The 12,428-nt window shown below is 59.1% G+C and carries 12 protein-coding genes; 4 read left to right on the top strand and 8 right to left on the bottom strand.

The window, feature by feature from the left end; all coding sequences use genetic code 11:
• Nucleotides 1-11: 11 nt before the first annotated feature.
• The 7 genes from AB4N74_RS07390 to AB4N74_RS07360 form a co-directional block, all read right to left on the bottom strand.
• Nucleotides 12-773: a 1,6-dihydroxycyclohexa-2,4-diene-1-carboxylate dehydrogenase gene (locus AB4N74_RS07390; RefSeq protein ID WP_093433473.1), complete on the bottom strand. Its 762-nt coding sequence runs from the start codon at nt 771-773 to the stop codon at nt 12-14.
• 21 nt (nt 774-794) lie between these two features.
• On the bottom strand, nt 795-1,808 hold the full coding sequence (gene benC / locus AB4N74_RS07385; RefSeq protein WP_460099058.1) for a benzoate 1,2-dioxygenase electron transfer component BenC: 1,014 nt from the start codon (nt 1,806-1,808) through the stop codon (nt 795-797).
• Nucleotides 1,809-1,828: 20 nt separating this feature from the next.
• Nucleotides 1,829-2,317 (bottom strand): benzoate 1,2-dioxygenase small subunit, encoded by a 489-nt coding sequence (benB, locus tag AB4N74_RS07380; protein WP_093433479.1) that lies wholly within the window; start codon nt 2,315-2,317, stop codon nt 1,829-1,831.
• Nucleotides 2,317-3,672, bottom strand: a complete 1,356-nt coding sequence (gene benA / locus AB4N74_RS07375) for a benzoate 1,2-dioxygenase large subunit (protein WP_460099055.1) — start codon at nt 3,670-3,672, stop codon at nt 2,317-2,319. Before benA ends, benB begins: the two co-directional genes overlap by 1 nt.
• 142 nt (nt 3,673-3,814) lie before the next feature.
• Complete coding sequence (locus AB4N74_RS07370) at nt 3,815-4,771, bottom strand: AraC family transcriptional regulator (RefSeq protein WP_257358362.1); 957 nt, start codon at nt 4,769-4,771, stop codon at nt 3,815-3,817.
• 879 nt (nt 4,772-5,650) lie between these two features.
• Nucleotides 5,651-6,574 (bottom strand): bifunctional helix-turn-helix transcriptional regulator/GNAT family N-acetyltransferase, encoded by a 924-nt coding sequence (locus tag AB4N74_RS07365; RefSeq protein WP_460099051.1) that lies wholly within the window; start codon nt 6,572-6,574, stop codon nt 5,651-5,653.
• A 67-nt stretch (nt 6,575-6,641) separates the two neighbouring features.
• A complete protein-coding gene (locus AB4N74_RS07360) occupies nt 6,642-6,917 on the bottom strand; it encodes a hypothetical protein (RefSeq protein WP_460099048.1) in 276 nt (91 codons plus the stop codon).
• Between the two features lie 138 nt (nt 6,918-7,055).
• On the opposite strand from AB4N74_RS07360, the gene AB4N74_RS07355 reads away from it, so the two are divergent.
• On the top strand, nt 7,056-7,892 hold the full coding sequence (locus tag AB4N74_RS07355; RefSeq protein WP_116255677.1) for an AraC family transcriptional regulator: 837 nt from the start codon (nt 7,056-7,058) through the stop codon (nt 7,890-7,892).
• Nucleotides 7,893-7,947: 55 nt separating this feature from the next.
• Nucleotides 7,948-8,544 (top strand): LysE family translocator, encoded by a 597-nt coding sequence (locus AB4N74_RS07350; RefSeq protein ID WP_257358357.1) that lies wholly within the window; start codon nt 7,948-7,950, stop codon nt 8,542-8,544.
• A 48-nt stretch (nt 8,545-8,592) separates the two neighbouring features.
• On the opposite strand, the gene AB4N74_RS07345 is transcribed toward AB4N74_RS07350, so the two are convergent.
• Entirely contained in the window at nt 8,593-9,510 is a 918-nt protein-coding gene (locus AB4N74_RS07345) for a LysR family transcriptional regulator (protein ID WP_093433501.1), read from the bottom strand.
• 103 nt (nt 9,511-9,613) lie between these two features.
• On the opposite strand from AB4N74_RS07345, the gene AB4N74_RS07340 reads away from it, so the two are divergent.
• Together AB4N74_RS07340 and AB4N74_RS07335 are read left to right on the top strand one after the other, a co-directional pair.
• Nucleotides 9,614-11,356, top strand: a complete 1,743-nt coding sequence (locus AB4N74_RS07340) for an amidohydrolase (protein ID WP_460099043.1) — start codon at nt 9,614-9,616, stop codon at nt 11,354-11,356.
• 189 nt (nt 11,357-11,545) lie between these two features.
• Entirely contained in the window at nt 11,546-12,283 is a 738-nt protein-coding gene (locus AB4N74_RS07335) for a TorF family putative porin (protein WP_093433507.1), read from the top strand.
• Nucleotides 12,284-12,428 lie beyond the last annotated feature (145 nt).

The following is a 12,428-nucleotide window of genomic DNA, read 5'->3' as shown; positions in this document are numbered from 1 at the left end:
TTACAGAGTGATCAACCAAGGTCGCCGCCACCGACCGGCAGGGTCACGCCGGTGATGTACGAGGCGTCATCGGAAGCCAGAAAGAGGATCGCGCCGACCTGTTCGTCGAGGCTGCCGTAACGTTTCATCAGGCTGCTGTCGAGGGTTTGCGCGACGATCTCTTGATACCAGGCCTGCTCCTGCGCTGACGGTTCGGCGGCATTGCGCGGGATGCGCCGGGGCGGCGCTTCGGTGCCGCCCGGAGCCGTGGCGTTGACGCGAATGCCGCGCTCTGCGTTTTCGAAGGCCAGACATGCTGTGAGTGCGTTGATGCCGCCCTTGGCGGCGCCGTACGGCACCCGATTGACGCTGCGGGTGGCAATCGACGAGACGTTGACGATGGCGCCGCGCCCTTGCTTGAGCATGTACGGCAGCGCTGCGTGGCAGCACCACAGCGTCGGGAACAGCGAACGGCGCACTTCCGCTTCAATCTGTTCGACTTCGTAATGCTCGAACGGTTTGGCCCAGATCGTGCCGCCGACGTTGTTGATCAAAATGTCGAGACGGCCGAAGGTGTTGATGGCTTCAGCCATGACCCGCGCGCAATCGGTGTATTGCTCAAGGTCGGCGGTCAGCGCGAGAACGCCCTCGCCTTGCAGTTCGTGAACCAGTTCAGAGCGATCGACGGCGACGACTTGTGCGCCTTCGTTCAGCAGGCGTTCGCAGACGCGGCGGCCGATACCCTGCGCCGCGCCGGTGACCAGCGCGACCTTGTTGGAGAATCTGTTGTTCATGACAACCTCGAAAGAAGGGTTTCAGGCAGCCGCAGCAGCGAACTTTTCGTAGTAGAAGTTCGCCGGGGTGATGCCCTGCTCGCGGATGTATTGGCTGACCGCTTCGACCATCGGCGGCGGGCCACACAGGTACACGTCGACATCGCCTTCATTGAGGTGGCGCGGTTCAATGTGCTGGGTGACGTAGCCCTTGAGTGGATGCGCACTCAGCGGGTTGGCCACGCAGGCGCCGAAACTGAAGTCGGGAATGCGGGCGGCGAAGGCTTCGAGACGATCGAGTTCGACCAGATCGAAATCGTTGGTCACGCCGTAGATCAAATGCACGGGATGATCGCAGCCCTGCTCGGCGATCTTTTCCAGCATCGCGGTGAACGGTGCCAGGCCGGTGCCGCCCGCCAACAACAGCAGCGGCCGCTTGATCTCGCGCAGGTAGAAACTGCCCAACGGCCCGGCCAGATTCATGCTGTCGCCGGCCTTGGCCAACCCGGTGAGAAAGCTGCTCATCAAGCCACCAGGCACGTTACGAATCAGAAAGCTGACCTCGCCGTTTTTCTGCAATGAGCTGAAGGAATAAGCGCGGGTCTGCTCGCTGCCTGGCACTTGCAGATTGACGTACTGGCCCGGCAGAAACGCCAGTTTGCTCAGCGCCTCGCCCTTGATCGACAGCGCGATAGTGCTCTCGGACAATTGCCGAACAGTGCTGATCGATGCCTGGAAATTCGCTTGTTCGGTCTTGCACACCTGCGAGCCGGCCGGCACTCGCACCACACAATCGCTTTCAGCGCGCATCTGGCAGGTCAGCACATAACCTTGCGCGAGTTCATCGGCGCTCAAGGCGTCTTCGATGAAATTGTCACCCATGTCGTAACGCCCTGCCTCGGCGAAACATTTGCAGGTGCCGCAGGCGCCATCGCGGCAGTCCAGCGGGATGTTGATGCCTTGGCGATACGCCGCGTCGGCGACGGTTTCATGGCCGCCGGCCTCGATGAAACGGGTGACGCCGTCTTCGAAATTAAGCGCAATCTGGAAATTCATGGTGCACCTCGCCGTGTCGACTAGATGTGGTAGATGTCGATGACCTGACGGACGTAATCGTTTTTCAGCACGACTTTCTTGGCCTTGATCAGCGGCTGTTCGCCACGCAGATCGAGGGTGTAGAAACTGCTGCCGAAGTAGCTGTCGGTGACCTGATAGCGAAAGCTCAAGGTGTGCCAGTTGAAACGCACTTGGCATTGCCCTTCGCTGTGCTCGACGATCTCGATGTTGCTCAGGTTGTGTGAGGTGCGAGTGTCGGGAATGGTCGCGCTGGAGCGCTCGGTCTTGATCCGGAAGATGCGGTCTTCGAGGCCGCCACGGTTGCCGTACCAGATCAGCGAGATTTCGCTTTGCGGGTCTTCGGTGAGGGTGTCGTTATCGTCCCAGGCCGGCATCCAGAAGGTCGCATCGGCGGCGTACAGCTCCAGCCATTGATCCCACTGGCCGTCATCGAGATAGCGCGCTTCGCGGTAGAGAAAATCGCGCACGCTGTCGTAGAGGTTGCTCATCACACGGCCTCCACGGGGATCAGTTGTGGTTCGGTGGCCGCGGCTTTGAGCATGGTTTCCTGCCAGTACTTGTGTTGCAGCACGAACAGACCTTCGTCTTCGGTGCGCATGCCGGAGAGCAGTGGTTTAAGGTCGATTTCTTCGGCTGCTGCGTCGGCGCCTTCGACCCAGTGAGTCGCGCCCCGGGACATGTCGTTCCAGCCACGCCCGGCGCCGTAACCGGTCTGGCACGAGCGGAACTCTTCCAGGTCATCCGGCGTGGCCATGCCGCTGACATTGAAGAAATCTTCGTACTGACGAATGCGTTTGGCACGGGCCTCGGCGCTCTCGCCTTTGGGGGCGATGCAGTAAATGGTGATTTCAGTCTTGTCGACCGAGATTGGCCGGGCGATGCGGATCTGCGAACTGAACTGATCCATCAGATACACGTTCGGGTACAGGCACAGGTTGCGCGAGTTTTCGATCATCCAGTCGGCTCGAGCCTGACCGAAATCACGGGCGAGTTCGTCGCGGCGCTCGTAGGCGGGACGGTCTTCGGGGTTGGCCCAGCGGGTCCAGAGCAGCAGATGGCCGTGGTCGAAGGAGTAAAAACCGCCGCCCTTTTTCGCCCAACTGCCGGCGCTCATGGTCTTGATCGCTTCACCCGCTTCGCGTTGCTGGCGCTGGTTCTGGGTGGCGGCGTAGTTCCAGTGCACCGAGCTGACGTGGTAACCGTCGGCACCATTTTCAGCGGTGAGTTTCCAATTGCCTTCGTAGATGTAGGAGCTGGAACCGCGCAGCACTTCCAGGCCTTCTGGCGACTGGTCGACGATCATGTCGATGATTTTTGCCGATTCGCCCAGATGCTCAGCGAGGGATTTCACATCAGCATTGAGGCTGCCGAACAGAAAGCCGCGATAGGACTCAAAACGCGCAACTTTGGTCAGATCATGGGAGCCTTCGCAATTGAAGCCTTGCGGGTAACCGGCTTCGCTCGGGTCTTTGACCTTGAGCAGTTTGCCACTGTTGTTGAACGTCCAGCCGTGGAACGGGCAGGTGTAGCTGGAGCGGTTGCCGGACTTGTGCCGGCACAACATGGCGCCGCGATGGCTGCAGGCATTGAGGAACGCATTGAGCACACCGTCCTTGTTGCGCGCGATGAAGATCGGCTGACGCCCCATGGTCGTGGTCAGAAAATCGTTGTTGTTGGGGAGCTGGCTTTCGTGGGCGAGGTAAATCCAGTTGCCTTCGAAGATGTGCGCCATCTCCAGTTCGAACAGCCGCGGATCGGTGAACATCTCCCGCTTGCAGCGGTAGGCGCCCTTCTCCTTGTCTTCTTCAAGCATGGCATTGAGGTAGTCGATTCCCAGGGACATGGCCGGGGCCTCCATTGTTATTGTTCAGGCCAGGTCAGATTAGGGAGGCGATGCAGGAGGCAATAGCCGAATCCTGCAGATCGCTATCCGATTTGTGCAGGATGGCGCGGCAGGTGATTCGGGGAAGTTTCAGCGGGGAGTGTTAGTGGCGGCGTTTGAAGGTCTGCGACGGCAGTTCACCGAACTGCTGGCGATAGCTTTCGGAGAAACGGCCCAGGTGCAGGAAGCCGTAGTCGAGCGCCAGCTCGGTGAGGTTGCGCACCGGGCAGCTTGGATCACTGAGGCAGGCGTGGATGCGCGCAAGCTTGCGTTGGCGGATGTATTGCATCGGCGTAACGCCCAGTTGGCGTTCAAACAAGGTGTACAGCGAGCGCGGGCTCATGCTCGCCTGTGCGGCCAAATGTTCAGCCGGCAAATCCAGTTTCAGGTTGCGGTCGATGTAATCGACGATGCGTTCGAAGCTGATGTTCGGTGCACTCAGGCATTCACGACTGACGTTGGTGCTCATCAGCGAGATCAGTTTGCTGCCGATGATCTGCGCGTAATGCTCCTGCACCCGCAGCAACGGATCGCTGGCCTCGGCTTCTTGACAGATCATCGCGAGCAGGTTGGTGAAGCCTTCCAGTTCATCAAGCTGATAGTGATTGCGCAGGAAACGGATACCGCTTGCCGGACGCTGCCAGCGCTGCTCGTCACACACCGATTCAAGCACGCTGACCGGCACCTTGAGGATGAATTTCTCGCAATCATCCGAGTAAGTCAGATCGACCGGATCATCCGGGTTGATCAACAGCAACTCGCCCGGCACCAGATGCTGCTCGCGCTTGTGCCCGCGCCACAGGCAATTGCCTTGCAGCAGCACTTGCAGATGGTAAACGGTCTCCAGGGCCACGGAGGTCACGCGTACACTGCCGCCATAGCTGATGCGGGCCAGATCGAGATCGGCGAGTTTACGATGGTTGAGGCTGGCTTGCGGGTGGGTGGTTCTGGATAGACCGATGAAGTGCTGGCCGACGTGCTGATTGACGTAGTCGGAGACGGCATAAGGGTCAGCGTGACGAAACACGCTGCTGCGATCGCTCAGCAGATGGCTGTCCATGGGGCATTGCTCATTGTTGTCGTTATTTTGGGATCACGGGGTTTCAGGCATCACCACTCACAGTACGCCGGAGTGTCACGGTGGGCAATTGGACGAAGGTTTGGGTATTCGATAATCGAACACTTCTTGCGGATTACGGCGTGGTTTGTCCAACGCCTACACTTGCCGAAGAAATGCCCTACACGCCAAAAAAACCGATACAGAAAAATCCTACTTATGACAGCTTCAAAAGACAAAAAAAGCCCGTTTCAGTCGAAACTGAAACGGGCTTCTCCCACCTCAACGGCCGTTACTTCAGGTCATCAAAGTGGTCTCGCAGGAACTCGTAAAAGCGAAAGGCTTTAAACAATCTCCATACAAGGCTCAGCGTACGCAGCAAAAGCTTCATACGTTTTGGCCTCCAGGGCTGGGGGCCAAACCTCCAGCAAGCTTACCGGACCATGCTTGCTTTCAGCCTGAACGTCAGTTCGACTAGTGAGGCGGCCGGTTGAAAGCCCTCTGAGCCATCATCCCGGCACGGGTGCAAAACCGTGTCAAAGGGAATGAAACTGTTAAGTTTTCCAGCCAGACCTCACTACCGAACTAACATATGAGCGCCTGCATCATAACCTCAATAAAAAGATTTCATGCAGAGAGTTCTATTGCCTTTGTAAACCGTTATTTCTGCCTGTTTATTAAAATAAACAGATCTGGAAAAAGTCGTTCAAAAAAAGCTATTACCGTTGCAAGGTGGCGCAAAGGCTCATACTATCCTCACACGTCAGTTCGGCTAGTGAAGCAACAAACCTCGGTCGCAAACCAGGGTTTACAAAAGAACCGCCCCGCAAAGGCGGTTTTTTTTCGTCTGCCTTTTCACTGCACCCGCCGACGAAAAACAGATCACAACACCCGCGCCCACGTCTGACTCAGCAGATCCTTGCCAAAGCTGTGAACCGCTTCTTCCTCCACCAACTCAAACCCGGCCTGCTGATAAATCTTGCGTGCGGCCGTCAGGTTGCTGGTCGTCCACAAGGTCATGTGCTTGTAGCCAATCTGCCGGGCAAAGCGCAGGCACTCCTCGACCAGACGACTGCCAATACCTAAGCCCCGCGCACTGGCGTCGACGTAGAGCATGCGCAGTTTGGCGGTCGTTTCATCCTGGTGGACGATGAACACCGAACCGATGACCTTGCCGTCCTTTTCGGCAATCCAGCAGCGCTCACAGGTGGGGTCGTAATCGCGCAGGTACTTGGCGACCACCTCGGCCACCAGCGCCTCGAACTCCGAATTCCAGCCGTATTCGCGGGTATACAGTGCGGTTTGCTGTTGCATCACCGTACCCATGTCGCCGGGTTGCGGATCGCGTAATACGTAGGTTGAGTCTTTGTTGCCTTGCAGCAGTGTCTGGATCAGCGTCATGGCGCCGATCAGTTGTTTCTGCTGCGGTTCTGGCAATCGCTCGAGCATGGCGACGATCTGTTCGCGGGAAGCCTTTTCCAGCGGGACCAGAATTTCGCGCCCGAGGTTGGTGAGGTGCAATTGCGCAGCGCGGCCGTCCGTAGGCGACGGCACTTTCTGGATCAAGCCGCGCTTTTCGAAACCGCTGATGATGCGGCTCATGTAGCCGGCATCGAGGCCGAGCATCTGGCGCAGTTCAGCGCTGGTCAGGTCACCGCGCGACGCCAGTTCATACAAAATGCGCAACTCGGTCAGCGAGTAGTCGCTTTGCAGCAGATGCTCCTGCAATACACCGATCTGATGGGTGTAGAAGCGGTTGAAACCGCGCACGACGTCGGCTTGCTCGAGGAGATGGCTGCTGGACATGACAAATGCTCAGTTAATTGCTTAAAGCAACTATATATTTGCCAAAAGCAACCATGTCAACAGAAAGCTATCGGCACTTGGCCAACACCACCTGACAGGTATCCGGCGTGCCCCCGGAGCGTCCGGCATAGCGAATGCAGTTGATCATCGACTTCTGCCGGGCCATGTTCAAACTGGAACCCCAGGCCAGACCGCCCTCGCCGACCGACGGCAGGGCTTTGGCGTAGCAGGCGTCCCCGACGCCGGAAGGCGGATAGTGTTTGCGGCCTGAGCAGCCTGCCGTCAGCGCCAGGCTGAAGACGATCAAGGTGAGTAAAACCCCGCGCGAGCATCGGTTAATCATCGCATTTCACCTGTCGCCAAAGGGGTCGTGACCTGTTGAGTCTAGCCCCCTTCACCTGCACAAATCTTCTAAACCTCGATGAGCATTGCGCGGTATTTTATGGGGCCGCACCTTTCAATGGCGAACACTGGAGCCTTCGTGGATAAACGCAACTGGATCGAGCTGTCCCAGGATGCCGACACCGGGATTGAATCGATTCGTGCTCATTTTCAGGGGCATGCCTACGATCCGCACTGGCATGACAGCTTCCTCGTCGGCGTCACCGAGCAAGGTGTGCAGCAGTTCAACTGCCGCCGCGTGCGTCATCGCAGTACCCCGGGCAATGTGTTCCTGCTGGAGCCGGGGGAAATCCACGATGGCCAGGCGCCGACCGAGGAAGGTTTTACCTATTCGATGCTCTACCTCGATCCGCACTGGCTGGAGCGTGAAATGCACGCGCTGTTCGAAGACGCACCGTCCGACAGCCAGCCCGGTTTTGCCGACACGCTGAGTCAGGATCCGCGTCTGGCCACAGCGATCAATCACGCTTTCCATGCCTTGCATGACGGCGATCTGCGCATCGTCCGGCAGACCGCCATCGACGGTCTGCTGAACTCGCTCACGCGTCATCTCGACTGGCGCAAGCGCCAGGTTTTCGATCCGCGCCTGCCCTTGGTGGCGCAACTGGCGCGGGATTACCTGCACGCGCATACCTATGAAGATATCGGTCTCGATGATCTCGCGCGGGTCTGCGGGGTGGACCGTTTCCGTCTCAGCCGGGCGTTCAAGTCTGCCTTCGGTCTGGCGCCGCACGCCTACCTGATCCAGTTGCGCCTGGCCAAGGCGCGGCAGTTGCTGGCGCGCGGTGAAACGCCGGCGCAAGTCGCCAGCGTGCTCGGTTTTGCCGATCAGAGCCACCTCGGTCGCTGGTTCCGGCGTGCCTATCAACTGACGCCGGCGGATTACCGCAAACGCTGCTCAAACCTTCCAGACTGACGCACGCCGTCTGGCGATCATGGAGACCTGTGTTGATTTTCAGGAAATCCCGATCATGGCGTCATTACTGCCCTTCCTGCTGTTTGCTTTTGTTGCCTCGATCACGCCGGGGCCGACCAATATTCTGGTGTTGAGCCACAGTTCGCGCCAAGGCCTGCTCGCCACGTTGCCGGTCATTTTTGGCGCCTGCGCGGCGGCGGCCCTGATCGTGCTGGTGGTCGGCCTCGGTGCCGGCGAAACGTTGCTGCGCTACCCGCGTGTGCAGCAAGCCATGGCCTGGGGCGGCGTGCTCTGGTTGAGCTGGCTGGCGTGGCAGATCTTTCGCAGCACGCCGCCATCACTGAACCCGGCGGATGCCCAGGAAGAAAGTTTCAGCGTGCTGGGCGCTGCCATGCTGCAACTGGTCAATCCCAAGGTATGGATGATGGCGGTGGCAGTGGTCAGCGTGTTTGTGGGCGGGGGTGACAAGCCCCTGCGGCTGCTAGTGTTGTCACTAGCGTTTTTGCTGGTGTCGCTGCCGTGCATGACGTTCTGGGCATTGCTGGGTGTGGGCAGCGCACGGTTGATGGGTTCGCCACGGGCGTTCAAGCGCATGAATGCGGCACTGGCGTTGTTGCTGCTGCTCTCGGCATGGCTGACCGTCCTGGCATAACGCCCCTGCAGGAGCTGCCGAAGGCTGCTTCTACGGAGGAATGGGCTGTCAGCTCAGGCCACGTTCGGTGAGGAATGCCGAGATGTAATCGATGAACGCCACCACCTTCGCCGTAGCCCGCCGATGGCTCGGGTACACCGCGAGAATATGCGGGCCGAAGGTATCCGGGTCGATGTCGTAATCAGCCATGACCCGCACCAGTCGCCCGTCGGCAATATACGGTGCGGCGCTCCACAGCGGCGTGTGCAGCAAACCGCGCCCGGCCAAAGCACTGGCCAGCAGCAAGTCGTAGTTGTCGCTGCGCAACCGCGGCGCCGCCGGTTGCGCCAGACTCAAGCGCTGCCCGTCGCGCTCGGCCCACCAGAATTCGCGGCTGAGCAACGGGTGCTGATAGAGCAGCCACTCGTGCTGCTCAAGGGTTTGCGGAGTCACCGGCAAATCCTTGCGCGCCAGGTACTCCGGACTGCCGCACAGGGCCAGTCGATTGCTACCCACCACCCGCGCGATCAGCCCCGGCAAGTCATCGTGGCCTTCACGCAGCGCCAGGTCATAACCACTTTCCAGCAGGTTGACGAAGGCATCGCACAGGTCCACTTGCAGACTGATCTGCGGATATTGCTGCAGAAAGCCGTCACACACCTGATCGAGAAACGCCCGCCCATACGCCAGCGGCGCGGTGATTTTCAGGTTGCCGCGCAAGCCGTGCTGTAACTGCTCGATTTCCTCGCTGGCCTCGTCCAGCCGCTGCAACACCAGCCGTGCGGTTTCCAGGTACACCCGGCCGATTTCGGTAAGCAGGATCCGCCGTGTACTGCGCTCAAACAGGCGCGCACCCAGCTCAGATTCCAGGTGATTGACCGCTTTGGTCAGCGCCGACGGGGTCTTGCCCAACTGCTCGGCGGCGCGGCTGAAACTGCCGAGCTGCGCGGTGACCACGAACATTTTCAATGCACCCAGCTTGTCCATACTTTTTCCATTCAGGCAAAAACGTTTTTCGTGAGGGAGGCGTTCTGTCGGCCGCTGTCAGCCACTAATCTCGCCATCAGACGCAATAACAAGGAAATCTTCAATGAAAAGATTCATCCCGAGTCTGTTGGTAGCCGCTGTAAGTTTTGCCTCGATGGAAGCCATGGCCGCTGCTGATCTGATCCTGCTCAACGGCAAGATTTTCACTGCCGACCGCGCACAACCCAAGGCGCAAGCCCTCGCCGTAGAGAACGGCAAAGTGCTGAAGGTCGGCACCGACGCGCAGATCAAAGCCCTGATCGAATCCGGCACCCAAGTCATCGATCTCAAAGGCAAAGCGCTGATGCCCGGCCTGATCGACAGCCATTCCCACGCGATTTTCGGCGGACTGGAAATGGTCTCGGCGAACATGGAAGACGAAGTCGTCAGCCTCGACGAACTGCAAAAACGCCTGCGTGGCTGGCGTGCAGACGGCAAGGCCAGGCACGGCGATGTGCTGAGCATTGCCGGCATGAGTTCGGTTTACTGGGCGCAGGCCGAAGCCTTGGGCAACACCTTCAACAACGGCGAATGGGCCAGCGTACCGGTGGTGTTTATCGGCAGCGACCACCACACGGCGTGGGCCAACAACGTCATGCTCAAGCGCGCCGGGATTGATGCGGCCCTGCTGAAAACATTGCCCGACGCAGAAAAAGACACCATCGGCAAACTGGCCAACGGTGAGCCGAACGGCTTTGTGGTCGACGCCGGTTGGGACCGGGTCGCCTCGAAAATGCCAGTGCCAAGCCCTGCCGACATGTTGAACGCCGCCAAATCAGCGGTGCGCTACAACAACAGCCTGGGCATCACCGCGTGGATGGACCCTGCCGCCAACGCCGCACCGGGTGAAGCGGTGTTCGCCCTCAAACCGACCGAGAAAACCGTCGGCGTGCTGCCGGCCTATAAAGCCCTGTCGGAAAGCGGCGACATGAGCGTGCACGTCGCGGCGCTGTTGGTGGCCAACCCGAAAAGCCTACCCGCCGACCTCGATACGCTGGACAAGGTGCGCCAGCAATTCCAGGGCATTCCCAACCTGACCCTGCCCGGGATCAAGATCTTCGCCGACGGCGTGATTGAATTCCCGGCGCAGAGCGCGGCGATGATCGACCCGTACAGCAATTCGCACAAACAGGGCGAACTGCTGATCGATCCGCAGCATTTCGGTGAACTGGTCAGCGCCATCGACCAGCGCGGCTGGCTGGTGCACATCCACGCGATCGGCGACCGTGCGGTGCGGGAATCGCTGAACGGCATTGCTCAGGCGCGCAAGGATCGTAAGAGCGGCGTGACCCACTCGATCACTCACCTGCAAATGGTCAACCCGCAAGAGTTCGCCCGCTTCAAACCGCTCAATGTCATCGCCTCGATGCAACTGCTGTGGGCCAGCGCCGACGACTACACCACCGACATGATCAAGCCCTACGTCAGCGCCCTCGCCTTCCGCTACCAGTACCCGGCGCATTCGCTGCTGAAACAGGGCGCGACAATCGCCGGCGCGAGTGACTGGCCGGTGTCGACACCGAATCCGTTCAACGCCATGGCCCAGGCGATTACCCGTGTCGGACCGTTGGGTGTGCTCAATGCCGATGAGCGTCTGGACCGTGAAACCATGTTCTACGCCTACACCGTCAACGCCGCGCGGACCATTGGCCTGGAGAAGCAGATCGGCTCGCTGACGCCGGGCAAGCAGGCTGACTTTATCGTGCTCGACCGCGATGTGTTCAGCGTCGACAACAAAGCCCTGCATGACACCCAGGTTTTGCAGACCTGGTTCGGCGGCCGTCAGGTCTATACCGCCACCCAATAACAACAACCATCCCACCCTGTGGGAGCGAGCTTGCTCGCGAAGAGGCCAGTCCATTCAACATCTTCACTGACTGACCCACCGCCTTCGCGAGCAAGCTCGCTCCCACAGGTTTTGTGAGAGTGGCCGATATGGCATTCCCACACACAGTTTTCGTACTGCCCAAAAATAATCACAACATCGGGACCTCACATGAAAGCCTTGCCCCTGTTCGCCCTGAGTTTCTTGAGCGTGCTGCCCTTGAGCAGTTTTGCGATCCCCTTGAACGATGACTTTGCGCTGGAGGTAGACCTGGCTCTCGCCAGCGACTACCGCACGCGTGGCATCTCGCAAACGCAAAACGACCCTGCCGTGCAGGCCGGTCTCACCCTCGCGCACAGCAGCGGTCTGTACCTCGGCGCGTGGAGTTCCAACGTCGATTTCGGCGGAGGCCTGAAAACCCGTCAGGAAGTCGATTACTACGGCGGCTGGCTGTGGCAGGCGACCGAGGAAATCAGCCTCGATCTGGGCTACATCAAGTACGCCTACCCCAAGGAAAGCCAGTTCAACCAGAGCGAGGTCTACGGGATTCTCGGGGTTTATGGGGTGAAGCTGGCGGCGTATTACTCCAGTGATGCGCCGGGGATCGATAGCAAGCAGAGTTCGCTGTACAGCTACATCGGTTATGAAACCGAGTTGCCGTTCGACTCGGGACTGAAGCTGCGTTACGGCAATATGGACTTCAAGGATCCGCATCTGTACTCGGCGTCCGGGCAGGCCGAGGACAGTTATCGCGAGTGGGAAGTCAAACTCACCCATAACCTCGCCGGCGTGGTACTGGGCCTGAGCTACATCGACACCGATCTCTCACAAACCCAATGCCTGAGCAATTGGGGTTTCAAAGACGTCTGCACCGCCACCGTCGTCGCCAGCGTCAGCAAATCTTTCTGACCGCACCGAGATCCATTGTAGGAGTGAGCCTGCTCGCGATAGCGGTGTGTCAGACAACACATCGACACCTGACACACCGCTATCGCGAGCAGGCTCACTCCTACAAGGATTTGCTTCGAATTCGTTAGTTGTTACAGGATGTTTA

The sequence above is a fragment of the Pseudomonas sp. H3_C08 genome (genome assembly GCF_054669455.1).
This window is presented reverse-complemented; position numbering and strand designations above follow the sequence as displayed.

Excerpts from the sequence above, each read along its gene's own strand:
- AB4N74_RS07370 (WP_257358362.1), bottom strand. The coding sequence starts at position 4,771 with ATGGACAGCCATCTGCTGAGCGATCGCAGCAGCGTGTTTCGTCACGCT.
- AB4N74_RS07350 (WP_257358357.1), top strand. The coding sequence starts at position 7,948 with ATGGCGTCATTACTGCCCTTCCTGCTGTTTGCTTTTGTTGCCTCGATC.
- benB (WP_093433479.1), bottom strand. The coding sequence starts at position 2,317 with ATGAGCAACCTCTACGACAGCGTGCGCGATTTTCTCTACCGCGAAGCG.
- AB4N74_RS07365 (WP_460099051.1), bottom strand. The coding sequence starts at position 6,574 with ATGTCCAGCAGCCATCTCCTCGAGCAAGCCGACGTCGTGCGCGGTTTC.
- benA (WP_460099055.1), bottom strand. The coding sequence starts at position 3,672 with ATGTCCCTGGGAATCGACTACCTCAATGCCATGCTTGAAGAAGACAAG.
- AB4N74_RS07340 (WP_460099043.1), top strand. The coding sequence starts at position 9,614 with ATGAAAAGATTCATCCCGAGTCTGTTGGTAGCCGCTGTAAGTTTTGCC.
- benC (WP_460099058.1), bottom strand. The coding sequence starts at position 1,808 with ATGAATTTCCAGATTGCGCTTAATTTCGAAGACGGCGTCACCCGTTTC.
- AB4N74_RS07390 (WP_093433473.1), bottom strand. The coding sequence starts at position 773 with ATGAACAACAGATTCTCCAACAAGGTCGCGCTGGTCACCGGCGCGGCG.
- AB4N74_RS07335 (WP_093433507.1), top strand. The coding sequence starts at position 11,546 with ATGAAAGCCTTGCCCCTGTTCGCCCTGAGTTTCTTGAGCGTGCTGCCC.
- AB4N74_RS07360 (WP_460099048.1), bottom strand. The coding sequence starts at position 6,917 with ATGATTAACCGATGCTCGCGCGGGGTTTTACTCACCTTGATCGTCTTC.
- AB4N74_RS07345 (WP_093433501.1), bottom strand. The coding sequence starts at position 9,510 with ATGGACAAGCTGGGTGCATTGAAAATGTTCGTGGTCACCGCGCAGCTC.